Source organism: Myxococcus dinghuensis (genome assembly GCF_024198235.1).
GTDB lineage: Bacteria > Myxococcota > Myxococcia > Myxococcales > Myxococcaceae > Myxococcus > Myxococcus dinghuensis.
Window position 1 is genome coordinate 21,714 of sequence record NZ_JAKCFB010000020.1, and the last position, 15,476, is coordinate 37,189.

The following is a 15,476-nucleotide window of genomic DNA, read 5'->3' on the forward strand; positions in this document are numbered from 1 at the left end:
TGCCGGATGCGGAGCCTTGCCCCGCCGAGTTCGCCTGGGCTCCGCTCGCTGAAGCGCCGGATGTGGAGCCTTGCCCCGCCGAGTTCGCCTGGGCTCCGCTCGCTGAAGCGCCGGATGTGGAGCCTTGCCCCGCCGAATTCGCATGGGCTCCGGTCCCTGCAGTGCCGGACGCGGAGCCTTGCCCCGCGGCGCCCACCTGGGGTCCGGTCGTTCCGGTGCCGGACGCAGAGCCCTGCCCCGTCGCGCCCACCTGGGTTCCGGTCGTTCCGGTGCCGGACGACGCGCCTGGTCCTGTCGTGGGCGGCTGTGCTCCCTGCGACGGTTGAACCGGCACGGTCCGCGTGCCCTGGGACTGTGGCCCCGATGGCGTGCGCGCCGCGCCTTGCTGGGCCTCTGCCGCCAGTTGGGCCTGCTTCGCGGCCTCGAGCTGTCGTCGGGCCTCTTCCTGTGCCCTGCGCGCGGCGACCGTCTCCTGCTCCGCGCGAGCCTTGGCGTCGGCCAGTGCCTGCTGCTCCCGCTGGAGGTCGGATGGCCCGCTCTCCGGCTGCTGAGACGCGGTCCCCGTGGCCGCCTGCTCGCCTTGCGAAGCGGAGGAGTCGCGACTGCGTTCGCGACATCCCACTCCCAGCGCCAGCGCGGCGGCGCCCGCCACCATCCATCTCGCGCGAAGTCTCATGTAGGGCTCCCGTGGTGTGACTTCCGGTCCAGAAAGTTGAACAACCACCACGGGCATCGGCCCCCGAGCGGACACGAGCGGCCGGCGCCCCGGCCGTCCTCCAGCGGGCGACCGGGCTCACGACGCCCTACCCTTTCCCCGCCATTGGAGATAAGGGGCGCACCCCCATGCGCGCCTGCGGACTCGACTTCGGAACCAGCAACACCGCCGCCGCCCTGCCGGACGGCACGGTGCTGTCGCTGCAACCCCACACCTCGGAGCCCCGGCTGTTCCGCTCCGTGATGTTCTTCCCGGACGACGAGCGCGAGGTCTACACCGGCGCCGACGCCATCAACCGGTACCTGGAGGACAACACCGGGCGCTTCATCCAGTCGGTGAAGTCCTTCCTCCACTCCAACTCGTTCCGCGCCACGCAGGTGAAGGGTCGCACCTTCACCATCGAGGAGCTGGTCGCCATCCTGCTGCGCCGCGTGCGCGACTCGGCGGCCGCCCACATGGGCGGGCCCCCCGAGGCCGTCATCCTCGGCCGCCCCGCCGTCTTCACGCCGGACCCGGAGGCGGACGCGCTGGCGCAGCGGCGGCTGCTGCGCGCCGCGGAGCTCGCGGGCTTCGAGCACGTCCAGTTCCTCATCGAACCCATCGCCGCGGCGCTCGCGTACGAGGCGCAGTTGACGCGCGACGAGCTGGTCCTGGTGGCGGACTTCGGCGCCGGCACGACGGACCTCACGCTGATGCGGCTGGGCCCCTCGAGGCGAGGCGCGAAGGACCGTCACGCGGACGTGGTGGGCTCCACCGGTGTGCGCATCGGCGGTGATCGCTTCGACGCCGAAATCATGCGGCACAAGCTGCTGCCCCGCTTCGGCGCCGGCTCCACGTACCGGGTGCGTGGCCTCAGCGACAAGCGGCTGCCCATCCCCCAGCACGTCATGGCGAAGCTGCTCTCCTGGCACGAGATGTCCTTCATCCGGGAGAAGTCCACGCAGGACCTGCTGTCGACGATGCTGGAGACCAGCGACAAGAAGGCCGAAATCGAGGCGCTGCACGACCTGGTGATGGACAACCTGGGCTACCGCCTGTTCCGCGCCATCGAGGCGGCGAAGGTGCGGCTGTCGCGTGAGGAGGTCGCCACGGTCGACTTCGAGGAGGCGCGCATCAACCTCCACGAGCCCATCACCCGCGACGAGTTCAACGCGTTCAGCAAGCCGCTGCTCGACGAGCTGGAGCAGTGCACCGAGGGGCTGCTCGCGAAGCATCCGGAGGCCGCGCACATCGACGCGGTGTTCCTCACCGGTGGTTCGTCGCAGATTCCGGCGGTGCGCGAGCTGTACGTGCGCCGCTTCGGCGAGGAGCGCGTGCGCACCGCGGACGCCTTCACCTCCGTCGCCGAGGGCCTCGGCCGCGCCGCCGCCGCGCTGGGCTGACCGCTCGAGACACGAACGCCGCCCGGAGGACGTGTCTCCGGACGGCGCGTCGTCACCGCATGGACCCGGCGATTACTCCACCCAGTGGACGGCGCCCAGGCCCGCGGGGAGCAGGTCGCAGATGAAGACGTGGTGCTCGTACGGGTCGTTGTCGTAAACGGCGTCCGCGGGGATGCAGCGGGCGGAGTTGGGGTACGGCGCGTTGAGCGACGCCGCCAGCGCGCGACAGGACGCGTGGTCCGTCAGCCCCGCGCACTCCTCCGTGCAGCTGTCCGCGCTGATGGTGCTCGGGTCGTACGTGCCATAGGAGTTCGACACCTCCCAGCACAACCCGGACGCGCACTCCGTATCCGCCGTACAGCCCTTGCCGTTCGCCTTCAGGCCCTGCGTCTGCTCCGCCGTCTCCGGCGTCGTGGGCTCCGAGGTCGTCTCCGGCGCCTTGCCGCCACAGCCCATCAGGGCGAGGGAGGAGACCGTGACTGCCAGCGCGAGGATGTTCCGCATGGGGTGGGACCTTTCCAGGTGGGGGAAAAGGCTCACCCCATCACACGCAAAGTCCGACACCAAGCCGTCTTCTCGTAAATTCCAAACATCCAGGAGAGCTGGAGGTTTCTGCCGACTCGGGTCCTCCCGTGACTACGGCCCGACCTCGACCTCGCGGCTCAGCCAGCCCACCCCGCCCCGGCCGTCGCGGGCCACCACCCAGAAGGTGACGCGCTGGGGGTTGGCGGGCGTCTCGTACTTCGACGTCGGGTCGCCGGGCACGCCGTTGGCCGGCTCCTGCGAACGGAACTCCTTCACCTCGCCGTCCCCGGTCGCGAACCAACTGAAGAAGACCTGCTCCGTGCGCGGGCCCTCGTCGCCCTCGTACACCTCGGCGCTGCCCTCGGTGAGCACGGGCGTGAAGCGCACCTCCTGCTTCCCCGCGGGCAGCGGCCCCACGAGCGAGGCCCCCTCCCAGAGGATGTCCGCGACGCCCGGGTTCTGGTTCGGCGCGCGCGTCGAGCGCAGCAGCACCTGCCGCACCCCGCGCTCGGTGCCCTCCGGCGTGCCGCTGCCGTCGGACGCCTCGTAGCCCACGAACAGCGGGATGCCCTTCTCCAGCGCCGCGCGGATGCGCGGGTCGTCGGGGTTCGGCTCGCCACTCCCACCGGGGTTGGCCGCCGCCAGCGCGTCGCGCAACACCGCCTGCACCGCGGGGTCCGCCAGCGACAGCGTCGCGTCCGCCAGCGGCACGCCGTTCTCCCCGGGGCACCTGCCGTCGTACGGGTTGCCGGAGGCGCGGCACAGCGCGTAGCTCACCGTGACGGGCCGCGCGTCCGGCGTCACCGCCAGCGCGTCGAAGGTCATCGGACCGGGCAACGTGCCGTCGTCCGGGTCCAGCACCAGCTCGGGCGGCTCCGCGCGGATGGCCAGCACCCGCACGCGGCGAATCTCGCTCTGGAGTTCGAAGTCGGGACCGCAGGAGACCAGCAGCGCGGTCAGGCTGACGAGGACGAGCGGGCGCATGGTCAGAAGGCCCCCTTGGCGCCGAGAATCGGAAGGATGGGCAATCCCTCGAAGTACGCGCTCTGGGTGTAGTTGTAGTTGTAGGCGATGCCCTCCACCGCCGCGTTGTTGTAGACGTTCGTCAAGTCCAGGAAGACATCCAGCGTCCACTTGTCGAAGACGAAGTTCTTGTCCACGCGGATGTCCAACTGGTTGAACGACGGCAGCCGCCGCGAGTTCACCGCCGAGTACAACGGCAGGAACACGTCCGTCCCGTCGTCACGCACCGAGCCGACCACCGGCGTGGTGGGGTTGCCCGACGCGAAGCGGAAGCGCGCCCCCACCTCCCAGCCCCTGGGCAGCTTGTAGGACGCAATCGCCGTCAGCACGTGCGTCTGGTCGTTGTCGAACTTGCGCCAGCGCGCCCCGGGCGCGTCGCGGCGCTCGCTGCGGCTGAGCGTGTACGAAATCCACCCGAACAGGCGGTCCGTCAGCGAGCGGCGCACCAGCAGCTCCAGGCCGTAGATGCGGCCCACGCCCCCGTTCTTCAGCCGCTCCGGCACCACCTCGCCGTTGCGCTCGACGAAGGCGTCGGAGCGGACGATGAGGTCGTCCAGGTCGTTGTAGAAGACCTCGCTGCTGATGAACCACTCCGGCAAGGGCTGCCACTCCGCGCCCAGGCCGTACTGGAGCGAGCGCTTGGCGGCCAGGTCCGGGTTGCCGAAGGCGAGGCTCGGCTCATCCTGCACCGGAGGGCTGTGGTACACGCCCGCGCCGCCCTTGAGCGTCCACTGCTCCGTGAGCGCGTAGCGCACCGCGAGCCGCGGGTTGAGCGTGCCGCGCGCGTGCTTCTGGTCGGTGAAGACGTAGCCCTCCGCGCGCACGCCCGGCACCACCAGCAGCTCCCTCACCGGCCGCCAGCGCGCCTCCACCCAGGCGGAGGGGAAGAACTGCGTGAAGTCGCCGTCGGTGGTGAGCAGCTCCTCGGTGACCAGCGGCATGGGCGGCTCGCCCTCGCGCGGCGGGCGCTGCACGCGCGCGTTCACGTGCGCCAGGCTCGTCACCACGTCCACGCCACCCGCCAGGGTGAGGGGCTCGCCGAAGGGCACCTCGACGGTGGAGCGCAGGTTCAGGTCCGTGGAGTGGATGCGCAGGTTGCGATCCCCGATGGCGAACTCCACCAGCGTGTCGCCCACCATGGCCTGGGTGTCGAGCCGCAGCGCCTCGCCCTTGTACTCGTGGCGCAGGCGCAGCTGGTTGAAGCCCGTCGTCACGTCCAGGTTGCCGTTGACCGTGGGGTCGTCGTCCGCCGGCCGGTCGAACACCAGCCCCAACCTGTCGCGCGAGGTGAGCCCCTGGAGCGAGAACGTGTGGCGCGGCACCGGCTTCCACACCAGCTTGAGCTGCGCGTCGTAGTAGCGCGGCGCCACCTGGAGGCTCGGGCCGTCCTCGCTCTCCGGGACCACCCCCAGCACCAGGTCGATGTACGAGCGCCGGCCGCCCACCGCGAAGCCGAGGTTCTCCGTGATGGGCCCCTCGAGCACGGCGCTGGACTCCACGAGGCTGACGCCCACCGTGCCGTGGAAGCCGTCCATGCGCGGCTCGCGGCTGCGCACGTTGATGACGCCGCCGGTGATGTCGCCGTAATAGGCGGAGAAGTTGCCGGGCAGGTAGTCCAGCGCGTCCAGCAGGTCGGAGTTGTAGACGGAGGTCAGCCCACCGAAGTGGTACAGCAGGGGGATGCGCAGGCCGTCCAGGAAGACGCCGGACTCCTGGGGGCTGGTGCCACGGATGACCAGGTCGCCGCCGTTGAAGGCCGGCCGCGCCACGCCGGGCAGGTTCTGCACCACCTTCAGCGTGTCACCCTGCGTGCCGGGCACGCGCTGCACCTCGGCCACCTGGATGGTGGTGCTCGTGACCTCCTTGCGCTCGCGGTCGCTGCGCACCACCGTCTCGTAGGGGCTGAAGATGCGCTTCTGCACGTAGTACGTGGCCTGCGTCTCGCGGCCCTCGGTGAAGGTCTCCTTCGTGCGGAAGCGGTCGTACCCGCCCAGCACCACCAGCACCTCGTGCGTGCCCAGCGGCACGCCCCGGAAGGCGAAGCGCCCCTCCACGTCCGCCACGGTGGACTGGTCCAGCTCCGGCAGCACCACCTCCGCGCCCGCCAGCGGCTTGCGCGTGCCACGCTCCAGCGCCCGGCCGCTGAAGTTCACCGGGGCCTCCGGCGCGGCCACGCCCCCGTCCTCCAGCGACGCGGGCGGCGCGGGGCGGAAGACGAACTGGTAGGCGTACTGGATGCGCACCGGCGCGGGGACGTCGTCCACCTCCGCCGGCTCGAACTGGAACTGCTTCACCGCCTCCACCGCCGCCTCGTCGAAGCCATGCCCCGCCGGCTGCGACACCTCCACGTTGGTGACGGCGCCCGTCTCCGAGATGTCGATGACCATCACCACCGTGCCCTCGAGCTGCTGGGCGGCGGCGTCCGGGGGATAGGGCGCCTCCACCTGCTTGAGCAGCACGGGGGGCCTGGTCAGCACGCCGGTGGGGACGGCCGCGTCGGCGCCGGAGTCGGCGACGCCGCCATCCGAGGCCTGGGCCCAGGCCCCGGTGGCGACGAGGAGACAGGAGACGGCGAAGAGCGTTTTCATGTGCGCGAGGGCGGGGGATGGCACATCCCCGCGCCCCACGCTGTCACAACTTCGGCGCCAGGACGATCTCGATGCGCCGGTTCTGGCTGCGGTGCTCCGTCGAGTCGTTGGCGACGATGGGCTGGTACTGGCCGTAGCCCGCCGCCGACAGCATGGTGGGGTCCACGCCCGAGTCCTGCAGCGCCCGCACGACCGCCATGGCGCGCGCCAGGCTCAGCTCCCAGTTGGTGGGGAACTGCCCGCTGCCGATGGGGATGTCGTCCGTGTGCCCCTCCACGCGGATGATCTTCCCGGTGACGCTCTTGAGCGCCTCGGCGATCTTCGCCAGCGCCTCCGCGCCCTCCTTGCCCACGCGCGCGGAGCCGGACGCGAACAGGATCTTGTCCTTGAGCTGCACCGTCATGCGGCCCTTCATCTCCGACAGTTCGATCTTCCCGTCGGAGATCTCCTGCTTGAGGCTCTGCGCCAGGTTCTCGTACTCGGAGCTCTTCTTCTCCAGCTCCTCCTTCGCCTGGGCCAGCTTCTTGGAGTTGCGCGCCAGCTCCTCGTTGAGGGCGGCCAGCTGCGCGTTCTGCTCCTGCAGGGCCCGGCGCTCCGCCGCGTTGGCGGTGAGGCGGGACTCGGAGGTGTTGAGCCGCGTCGTCAGCGCCTCCTTCTCCTGGTTCAGCGTCGCGTTGCGCTCCTCCAGCTCCTTCACCTTGGCCTCGGCGGCCTCGCGCGCGCCCTTCTCGTCCGTGAGCCCCTTGGTGAGCTGCTCGGCCTCCAAGGCCTTCGCGTCGAACTTCCCCTGAGAGACGCACCCGGTGGAGAGGGAGAGGGCGACGAGCGTGCCCAGAATCAGCCGTGTCCGCATATGTACGATTCCTCCCGACAACGATGGTTGGAGCTCCAGACTACCGCCGGGAGCGGTCCAGGTCAGGAAGAACCCACATCGAAAAGAGAGGAGGCGAGCCCCGGGTGGCGGGGCATGCGGCCAGCCGTCAGCGGGGGAAGATGGGGTGCGCGTCGAGCCAGACGGCGAAGAGCGCGTCGGCGAAGGACTTGCCGGGGATGAAGACGCCGCCGCTGGCCTCGCCGCCGACCTCGAGGCCGCCGTCCGGCGTGTAGGTGATGATGAGGTCGCCGCCCTTCCCCACGTCGCGCAGCGAGGCGAGCATGACGCCGAGCTGCTGCGCCAGGGGGCCTTCATTCAGGTGCGGGTTGCGGGACACCAGGCCGTGGCGGAGGCTGTCGACGAGTTGGGAGCGGCTGATGTCGCGCAGGAAACGGAAGTGCAGCCGCTTGACGGAGTCGGAGGCGACGGCCTCCGAGGCGTTGCGGGGCTGGTCCTCCAGGTAGAGGCTCCAGACGTAGACCTTGAAGAAGAAGCGCTTGTGCAGCTCCATGTGGGCCAGCGCGACGGTGCGCCCCTGGAGCGTGAGCGAGTCCGGCATGCGGACACCGCCCACCTGCTTCTGCCCCGCGTGCGCCGCGCCCGCCACGAGCCACAAGCCCAGCACGAGCCACCGCGCGTGTCCTGTCCACGCCTGCATCCTCATGCGTCCGACCCCCGCCCCATCCGAGTCCGGTGTCCCCATAGGTGCACATCGCGACGGCGGGCCGCCAGCAGAACCTGACGTCCCCCTGTGCGCGAGTGGACGGTGACGACGGAAGGTGAAGCGCGGCTCACGCGAAGTGCCTGTTCGAGGACGCTCCGACACCTGGGCGCGGGTGGGCGACGAGCGGTGTGGAGGCTGGGAGGTCGTCATGGCGGGGCGTGGAAAGCCCCGCCATACCAAGCGCCCCTGACGTGGTTACGCGGACGTCACGCGCTCGAGCAGCGCGCCGGACCAGGTCAACCCGCTGCCCACCACGCTGAGCACCAGCGCGTCCCCCAGCGACGGGTCGTCCCAGTGCTCGCTCATCACGCCCGGCGCGCCCGCGGCGCCGGTGTTGCCACGGCGGTGGACGTTGAAGACGTGGCGCGACTCGGGCACCTCGCAGCGGCGGGCCACCGACTCCAGCATGCGCAGGTTCGCCTGATGGCCGATGAAGGTGACGTCCCCCACGCCCTTGCCCGGGTGGCGCGCCAGGTACTGGGCGCGCAGCTCCTGGAACGTCTCGCTGGCGCGGCGGATGGCGAACTTCTGCACCTCCGCGCCGTGCTGCGTGAAGTGGCCGATGCGCGGCACGCGCACCTTGTCCGCCCCGGACGGGTCCCCCGCCAGCCGCGTCTCCGCCACCCGCCAGCGCCCGGGGACACGGGGAGAGAGGATGGCGGCCGTGGCGCCATCCCCCCACAGCACCGCGGAGGAGCGGTCCGTGTAGTCCACCACGCGCGTGGAGTTCTCCATGTTCACCACGAGCACGAACTCCGGCAGCCGCTCCGGGCGCATGCCCGTCAGGAAGTGCAGCTGGGTGCAGAACGACGAGCAGGCGCTCTGCAGGTCCACCGCCGGGCCGTCGATGCCCAACAACTGCGCCACGCGGTTGGACTCGGCGGGGATGCACTCGTCCGGGCTGCACCCACCCGCCACCACCAGGCCGATGTCGGAGGGCTTCAGCCCCGCGCGCTCCAGCGCCATCAGCGCCGCGCGGCGCCCCGTCTCCGCGTTGCTGAACTGCGCCGCCTCCTGCGCGGCGCGCACGTCCCGGTTGCGCGTCTCCCGCACGTACTCCAGGGGCAGCACCGTGTGTCGCGTGTGGATGCCCACGCGCTCGAGAATCCAGGCATCCGTGGTCTCGAGGCCCAGCTCCTCGAGGAAGGCATTGGTCAGGAGGTTGGGGGGATGGAAGTGACCGAGCGCGTGCAGGAACATGTGAACCCTCTAACCGCGAACCCTGCCCATTCTCTGTCAGCGCCATGTCAGGCCTCTGCTGCTCCGCGGGGCAGCCGGCCATCCGTGCCGCGCGCCGGACAATTACCGCCTGGGCATGTCGTCGACGCGACGTGTCATCTGTACCCGTGGACCCGGATGGCGCGAGGCGGGGCTCAGCGCTTCGGTTCGCTCGTGAGCAGCAGGCGGAAGAGGCCCGTTCCCTCGGTCCTGAAGCCCTGCTGGTAGCGCTGGGTGGTGGGCTGGAAGTGGATGTCGCCGGAGAGGTCGAGCGATTGGATCCACGCGCCGTCCAGGAGGACCTCCATCGTGCCCGCGACGTCCGAGGACATCAGCATGGGGGAGGACGGGTCGCTGACGAAGATGAGGCTGGAGGTGATGGAGAAGACGGCCACCTTGCCCTGGGGTCGCTCGCGGACCTCGGTCAGCGTCACCTTCGCGTCCGCGAAGTCCGAGCCCGCCATCTGCTCCTCCATGAAGGACTCGAAGAGCTCGGCGAACCGGGGCTGCGAGGCGCCGGGCTTCATCGCGCCCTTGGGCAGCGCCTTCTCCAGCGCGTTCTCCTTGCCCAGCTCGTTGCCGAGCTGCTCGCGCACCAGCTTCGTCTCCTCCTCCCCCACCGGCTGCCCGGCCTCGTCCGTCACGGCGATGACGCCCTTGGCGCCCGCCTGGGCGACGTACGTCTTCCCGCTGATGGCGGCCGTCTCGCGCTTCACGCCCTGCTCGTCCGTGGAGACGGTGCCTTGCAGGCCGAAGGCCACCTTCACCCGCGTGGGGACGCGGCCCTTCGCCGCGAGCACCGTGCTGGTGGACACGCCCTGCACGTCGGAGAGGAACGACATCGACTTCGGCTCCATGCCGGGACCGGAGAGGGTGACGTCGTACTTCAGCGCGAACATGGCGGACTGCGCCTGGGCCTGGCCCACCACGAGGTCCTTGCGCACGAGCTGGACGGGACTCGCGGCCGCGCCCTTCGCGGGCTTCCCGGCCACGGCAATGACAGGCGACAACACCAACCCCAGGACGACGACGCTCGAAGCCAACCGGTGCATGGATTCTCCCTCGGTCACAATCCTTTCATGGCATCACCGCCCCCGTCAGCAGTGGACAGACGTCCACACTCCGGCGCGGATGCGGGCCTCCGAACTCGGGTAGAGTCAGACGCCATGAGCGCCACCACGTCCCGGGTCCACTTCCGTACGTGCAACCTCTGCGAGGCCATGTGTGGGCTTCGCATCGAATTGGAAGGCGAGCGCATCACCGCCATCCGGGGCGACGAGGAGGACCCCTTCAGTCGGGGTCACGTCTGCCCCAAGGCGCTGGCGCTGAAGGACCTGCACGAGGACCCGGACCGGCTGCGCCACCCGCTCCGCCGCACGGCGACGGGCTGGGAGCAGGTGGGCTGGAACGAGGCGCTGGACGAGGCGGCGCGGCGGCTGAACGAGGTGCAACGCCGATACGGCAGGAACGCGGTGGCGTCGTACCTGGGCAATCCCAACGTCCACAACCTGGGCAGCATGCTGTTCGGGCCGGAGCTGGTGCGGGCGCTGCGCTCGCGCAACCGCTTCTCCGCCACGTCGGTGGACCAGCTTCCCCACCAGCTCGTGTCGTACTTCATGTTCGGCCACCAGTTGCTGGTGCCCATCCCGGACATCGACCGGACGCGCTTCATGCTGGTCATGGGCGCCAACCCGCTGGCCTCCAACGGCAGCCTGATGACGGCGCCGGACGTGCGCGCGCGCCTGCGGAGCATCCAGCAGCGCGGCGGCCGGCTGGTCGTCGTGGACCCGCGCCGCACGGAGACGGCGGCCATCGCGGACAGCCACCTGTTCATCCGCCCGGGCACGGACGCGCTGGCGCTGCTGGCCCTCCTGCACGTGGCGCTGGTGGAGTCACCGCCGCAACCCGGCCGGCTGGACGCGCACCTGGACGGGCTGGAGGTGGTGCGCCAGGTGGCGCGCGAGTTCCCGCCGGAGCGCGTGGCCGGGCACACGGGCATCGCCGCGGACGCGCTGCGACGGCTCGCCCGCGACTTCCTCGCCGCCGAGGGCGCCGTCTGCTACGGGCGCATGGGCCTGTCCACGCAGCCGTTCGGCTCGCTGTGCCAGTGGCTCATCAACGTCCTCAACACGGTGACGGGGAACCTGGACCGCGAGGGCGGCGCCATGTTCACCCAGCCCGCGTTCGACATCGTCGGCGGGCCGCGCGCGCTGGGCATCAACCCGGGCAGCTTCGGCCGGTGGAAGAGCCGGGTGCGCGGGCTGCCGGAGTTCGCCGGCGAGCTGCCCGTGGCGGTGCTCGCGGAGGAGATGCTCACCCCGGGCGAGGAGCGCGTGCGCGCGCTCGTCACCGTGGCCGGCAACCCCGTGCTGTCCACGCCCAACGGCGCGCAACTGGAGCGCGCGCTGGAGGGGCTGGACTTCATGGTGAGCATCGACCCGTACCTCAACGAGACGACGCGGCACGCGCACCTCATCCTGCCGCCCGTCTCGCCGCTGGAGCGGCCGCACTACGACGTGGCCTTCCACGTGCTCGCGGTGCGCAACACCGCCCGCTACGCGCCCGCCCTGTTCGAGCCCGGGAAGGACACGCGCCACGACTGGGAGATCGCCCTGGCGCTCCAGCACCGGCTGGACACGCTGAACCGGGGGCGCCCGTCCGTGCGCGCCACGCTGAAGTACCAGGCGATGCGGAGGCTGGGCCCGGAGCGCGTGCTCGACCTGGGCCTGCGCCTGGGGCCCCACGGCGCCCGCTTCCATCCCCTCAAGCCAGGCCTGACGCTCTCCCAGCTGCGGGAGGCGCCGCACGGCGTGGACCTGGGGCCGCTGCGGCCCTGCCTCCTGGGGCGCCTGCGGACGAAGGACCGCCGCATCCACCTGGCGCCGGAGCCGCTGCTGGCGGACGTGCGGCGGCTGCGCGAGGCCTTCCCGGAGGCCCCGCCCACGGTGGAGGGCGAGGAGGCGCTGGTGCTCATCGGCCGGCGCCACCTGCGCGACAACAACTCCTGGCTGCACAACGTGCCGGGGCTGCTCAAGGGCAAGCCGCGCTGCACGCTCATGGTCCACCCCCGGGACGCCTCGCGGCTGGGGCTGGTGGACGGCGAGGAGGTGGTGGTCACCTCGCGGGTGGGCGAGGTGTCGGTGCCCGTGGCGGTGACGGACGAGGTGATGCCCGGCGTGGTGAGCCTGCCGCACGGCTACGGCCACCAGCGGGGCGGCAGGCTCCAGGTGGCCAACGCGCACGCGGGGGCCAGCCAGAACGACCTGACGGACGACCGCGCGGTGGACGCCGTCAGCGGCAACGCCGCGTTCAACGGCACGCCGGTGCGGGTACGGAAGGCACGGGCGCCCGCCCCCGCCATACCAGCGGCGTGAGGGCCCCCGCCGTCACGAAGAGCAGCTGCACCAGGTGGCCCAGCAGCGCCACCGACATGGCGCGGGCGGCCGTGGTGTCCAGCACGCCCGCCGCCAGCGCGAACGCCCCGTCGCTCACGCCCACCTGCCCCGGCACCAGCGAGCCCACGGCCAGCGCGCACAGGTAGAGCCCTTGCGAGAAGAGGGCCTGCACCAGTGACGTGTCGATGCCCACCGCGTGGGTCAGCACCGCGTACTGGGCCACCTGGAGGGCGCGGCTGCCGAGGAAGGCCGACATGGGCCCCCGGGGCAGGAGCGGCCCGTGGCACGCGGAGGCGTGGAACTGCTGGGCGTGCCGGGCCCAGCGGGCGGAGCGGCGCGCCAGCCACGCGCAGGGCTGCTTCGCGCGCATGCAGGCCCGGAAGCCGGCACAGGCCAGCACCAGCACCACGCCGTGGCCGAGCATCGCCAGGGTGAAGGCGGACCAGCCCGTCAGCAGGAAGGAGGCGGCCGCGCAGGGGAAGGAGATGAGGCCACCCGCCGCCAGGGAGGCGGACTGGGACGTGGCCGCCGCCGCCGTCGCGCGGGCGCCGCCCAGGTAGGGCGCGAGCAGGGCGGCCTTGGTGGCCTCCGCCGCGGCGCGTCCGGCGGGCGCCATGCTGGACACCGCCGTGCCGATGAGCTGCGCGCGCACCAGCTCGCGCAAGGGGACGAGGTCCGCGCTCGGACCGTAGGCGCTGCGCGTGGCCAGCGCGTCCATGACCTGGCGCCCCACCTCCAGCAGGGCCACCCAGGGCAGCCAGGGCGCCGCGTCGAGCAGCACGTCGCCCAGCTCGCGCGGCCCCACCTTGCGCACCAGCAGCGCCAGCATGCCCAGCCCGGCCACCGCGAACAGGGGCCGCAAGAGCCCCGCCACCCTGCGCCGCCAGGGGACCGGGGGCGCGCGAACCGCCACCGCGACTCCCATGGGCCGCCCCAGGACTGCCTCCCCGCGCGCGTTGCTCACCCTCGCCTCCTCGCCACCCCTGCGGCCCTGGGTCAGATTCGAAGGTGAGCAGCCCGCCCGGGGATGGCGAGGGGCGTCCGCCGCGCGACGGCCGGTCGCCTCCGACTCGCGTCGGAAGGTGGACATCGCCCCCTGCCCGTCCCTCCCACGGGGCCGGGGGGTTGCCCGAGCGGCGCGGAGTGCGTGCTCGGCACCGGGGCCGAAGGTCGCTAGGGTGGGGCCCCATAGCCCGTGCGCACAGGGAGCGACCCATGAAGGCGGTTCGGTTTTCGAGCTTCGGACACCCACTGAAGGTGGCGGAGGTGGTGGAGGAGCCCGACGCGGCGCTCGAGTCGGGCCAGGCCCGGCTGGAGGTGCTGGCCTCCCCCATCAACCCCTCGGACCTGCTCACCCTCTCCGGCCAGTACGGCTCGCTGCCCAAGCTCCCCGCGGTGCCCGGCAACGAGGGCGTGGGGCGCGTGGTGGAGGTGAAGGACACGACGGCGGCGCGCGTGGGGGACATCGTCTTCCTGCCGCTGGGCACGGGCACGTGGCGCAGCCACCTGGTCGTCCCGGCGGAGGGGCTGGTGCCGGTGCCTCCGGGCACGGACCTGAAGCAGGCGGCGATGATGTTCATCAACCCGCCCACCGCGGACATCATGCTGCGCGAGTTCGTCACGCTGCAGCCCGGGGACTGGGTGCTGCAGAACGCGGCCAACTCCGGCGTGGGCCGCTACCTCATCTCCCTGGCGAAGCTGGCCGGCTACAAGACGCTCAACGTGGTGCGCCGCGAGGAGCTGGCCGCGGAGCTGACCGCGCTGGGCGCGGACGTGGTGCTCACGGACACGGACGACCTGAAGGAGCGCGTGCGCGCGGCCACCGGTGGCGCGAAGGTGCGGCTGGCCATCGACGCGGTGGGCGGCGACTCCACGCGGCGCCTGGGTGACGCGCTCGCGACCGGCGGCACGGTGGTGAACTACGGCGTCATGAGCGGCAAGGGCCCCAAGCTGTCCGCGGAGGCCTCCATCTTCAAGGACATCACCCTGCGCGGCTTCTGGCTGGTGCTGTGGATGAAGCGCACCCCGCGCGAGAAGCAGGCGGAGACGTTCGGCCGGCTGGCGAAGCTGGTGGCGCAGGGCACGCTGCGCACGGCCGTGGAGGGCACCTTCTCCCTGGACGAGGCGCGCGAGGCGCTCGCGCGGGCCATGGAGGGCGGGCGCTCCGGCAAGGTGCTCTTCACCCCCAACGGCCCGGTGTGAGCCGGCCCCCACGGATGTTCACCCAACGATTCCCGGAGGCGACGCGATGAAGCGAGTGGAAGGCAAGGTGGCACTGGTCACGGGCGCGGCGGGCGGGCTGGGCAGCGCGGCGGCGCGGATGCTCGCGCGCGAGGGCGCCAGGGTGGTGGTGACGGACCGCCCCGGGCGCGACGAGGACGGCCGCGCGGTGGCGGAGTCCCTGGGTGAAGGGCAGGGCCTGTTCGTCCCGCTCGACGTCACCCGCGACGCGGACTGGGCGAAGGCCATGGAGGCGACGCTCGGGCGCTTCGGCCGGCTGGACGTGGTCGTCAACAACGCGGGCATGGGCATCCCCAAGGACATCGAGGAGCTGGCCCTGGAGGAGTGGCGGCTGGTCCACGCGGTGAACCTGGACGGCACGTTCCTGGGCTGCAAGCACGCCATCCGCGTCATGCGGCAATGCGGCGCGAAGGGCTCCATCATCAACGTGTCCTCGGTGGCGGGCCTGGTGGGCGTGCCCACGCTGGTGGCGTACGGCTCCGCGAAGGGCGCGGTGCGCATGTTCACCAAGTCGGTGGCCCTGCACTGCGCGCAGAAGGGCTACGGCATCCGCTGCAACTCCATCCACCCCACCTTCGTGGACACGCCCATGGTGCAGGCGCTGGTGAACTCCAGCCACGCGCCGGACAAGGCCCGCGCCAACCTCATCCGCTCCATCCCCATGGGGCACCTGGGCGAGCCGGACGACGTCGCGAACGCCATCGTCTACCTCGCCTCGGACGAGTCGAAGCTGATGACGGGCGCGGAGCTGGTGCTCGACGGCGGCGCCACCGCGCAGTAGCCGCTCCTCG

Annotated in this window: 12 protein-coding genes; 4 read left to right on the forward strand and 8 right to left on the reverse strand. The window is 71.6% G+C overall.

All coding sequences use genetic code 11. The annotated features are described in order from the left end of the window. Positions 1 to 843 precede the first annotated feature (843 nt). Positions 844 to 2,097 (forward strand): Hsp70 family protein, encoded by a 1,254-nt coding sequence (locus tag LZ198_RS24630; protein ID WP_253974480.1) that lies wholly within the window; start codon positions 844 to 846, stop codon positions 2,095 to 2,097. Between the two features lie 72 nt (positions 2,098 to 2,169). Here the strand turns inward: LZ198_RS24630 and LZ198_RS24635 are convergent, their stop codons facing one another. The 7 genes from LZ198_RS24635 to LZ198_RS24665 form a co-directional block, all read right to left on the reverse strand. Beyond that, on the reverse strand, positions 2,170 to 2,601 hold the full coding sequence (locus LZ198_RS24635) for a hypothetical protein (RefSeq protein WP_253974481.1): 432 nt from the start codon (positions 2,599 to 2,601) through the stop codon (positions 2,170 to 2,172). Between the two features lie 132 nt (positions 2,602 to 2,733). Further along, the gene (locus LZ198_RS24640) at positions 2,734 to 3,606 is read right to left on the reverse strand and encodes a hypothetical protein (RefSeq protein ID WP_253974482.1); all 873 of its coding nucleotides are present in this window, start codon (positions 3,604 to 3,606) and stop codon (positions 2,734 to 2,736) included. 2 nt (positions 3,607 to 3,608) lie between these two features. Beyond that, positions 3,609 to 6,233: a TonB-dependent receptor gene (locus LZ198_RS24645; protein WP_253974483.1), complete on the reverse strand. Its 2,625-nt coding sequence runs from the start codon at positions 6,231 to 6,233 to the stop codon at positions 3,609 to 3,611. A gap of 43 nt (positions 6,234 to 6,276) precedes the next feature. Continuing rightward, complete coding sequence (locus LZ198_RS24650) at positions 6,277 to 7,086, reverse strand: OmpA/MotB family protein (protein WP_253974484.1); 810 nt, start codon at positions 7,084 to 7,086, stop codon at positions 6,277 to 6,279. 127 nt (positions 7,087 to 7,213) lie between these two features. Next, positions 7,214 to 7,771 carry a chalcone isomerase family protein gene (locus LZ198_RS24655; RefSeq protein ID WP_407667461.1) on the reverse strand — a complete coding sequence of 186 codons (558 nt, stop codon included), beginning with the start codon at positions 7,769 to 7,771 and terminating at the stop codon, positions 7,214 to 7,216. A gap of 255 nt (positions 7,772 to 8,026) precedes the next feature. Beyond that, entirely contained in the window at positions 8,027 to 9,031 is a 1,005-nt protein-coding gene (locus LZ198_RS24660; RefSeq protein ID WP_253974486.1) for a 3-oxoacyl-ACP synthase III family protein, read from the reverse strand. Between the two features lie 173 nt (positions 9,032 to 9,204). Continuing rightward, complete coding sequence (locus LZ198_RS24665; RefSeq protein WP_253974487.1) at positions 9,205 to 10,101, reverse strand: hypothetical protein; 897 nt, start codon at positions 10,099 to 10,101, stop codon at positions 9,205 to 9,207. Positions 10,102 to 10,215: 114 nt separating this feature from the next. On the opposite strand from LZ198_RS24665, the gene LZ198_RS24670 reads away from it, so the two are divergent. Then, complete coding sequence (locus LZ198_RS24670; protein ID WP_253974488.1) at positions 10,216 to 12,423, forward strand: molybdopterin oxidoreductase family protein; 2,208 nt, start codon at positions 10,216 to 10,218, stop codon at positions 12,421 to 12,423. Here the strand turns inward: LZ198_RS24670 and LZ198_RS24675 are convergent. Next, on the reverse strand, positions 12,359 to 13,408 hold the full coding sequence (locus tag LZ198_RS24675) for a lysylphosphatidylglycerol synthase domain-containing protein (protein WP_253974489.1): 1,050 nt from the start codon (positions 13,406 to 13,408) through the stop codon (positions 12,359 to 12,361). The genes LZ198_RS24670 and LZ198_RS24675 overlap by 65 nt on opposite strands. A 251-nt stretch (positions 13,409 to 13,659) precedes the next feature. Here LZ198_RS24675 and LZ198_RS24680 point away from each other — a divergent pair, with 251 nt between their 5' ends. Together LZ198_RS24680 and LZ198_RS24685 are read left to right on the forward strand one after the other, a co-directional pair. Further along, on the forward strand, positions 13,660 to 14,646 hold the full coding sequence (locus LZ198_RS24680; protein WP_253974490.1) for a zinc-dependent alcohol dehydrogenase family protein: 987 nt from the start codon (positions 13,660 to 13,662) through the stop codon (positions 14,644 to 14,646). A 46-nt stretch (positions 14,647 to 14,692) separates the two neighbouring features. After that, positions 14,693 to 15,466 carry a glucose 1-dehydrogenase gene (locus LZ198_RS24685; protein WP_253974491.1) on the forward strand — a complete coding sequence of 258 codons (774 nt, stop codon included), beginning with the start codon at positions 14,693 to 14,695 and terminating at the stop codon, positions 15,464 to 15,466. Positions 15,467 to 15,476: the final 10 nt, after the last annotated feature.

Coding starts and splice junctions, on each gene's coding strand:
- LZ198_RS24630 (WP_253974480.1), top strand. CDS start 844: ATGCGCGCCTGCGGACTCGACTTCGGAACCAGCAACACCGCCGCCGCC.
- LZ198_RS24635 (WP_253974481.1), bottom strand. CDS start 2,601: ATGCGGAACATCCTCGCGCTGGCAGTCACGGTCTCCTCCCTCGCCCTG.
- LZ198_RS24640 (WP_253974482.1), bottom strand. CDS start 3,606: ATGCGCCCGCTCGTCCTCGTCAGCCTGACCGCGCTGCTGGTCTCCTGC.
- LZ198_RS24645 (WP_253974483.1), bottom strand. CDS start 6,233: ATGAAAACGCTCTTCGCCGTCTCCTGTCTCCTCGTCGCCACCGGGGCC.
- LZ198_RS24650 (WP_253974484.1), bottom strand. CDS start 7,086: ATGCGGACACGGCTGATTCTGGGCACGCTCGTCGCCCTCTCCCTCTCC.
- LZ198_RS24655 (WP_407667461.1), bottom strand. CDS start 7,771: ATGAGGATGCAGGCGTGGACAGGACACGCGCGGTGGCTCGTGCTGGGC.
- LZ198_RS24660 (WP_253974486.1), bottom strand. CDS start 9,031: ATGTTCCTGCACGCGCTCGGTCACTTCCATCCCCCCAACCTCCTGACC.
- LZ198_RS24665 (WP_253974487.1), bottom strand. CDS start 10,101: ATGCACCGGTTGGCTTCGAGCGTCGTCGTCCTGGGGTTGGTGTTGTCG.
- LZ198_RS24670 (WP_253974488.1), top strand. CDS start 10,216: ATGAGCGCCACCACGTCCCGGGTCCACTTCCGTACGTGCAACCTCTGC.
- LZ198_RS24680 (WP_253974490.1), top strand. CDS start 13,660: ATGAAGGCGGTTCGGTTTTCGAGCTTCGGACACCCACTGAAGGTGGCG.
- LZ198_RS24685 (WP_253974491.1), top strand. CDS start 14,693: ATGAAGCGAGTGGAAGGCAAGGTGGCACTGGTCACGGGCGCGGCGGGC.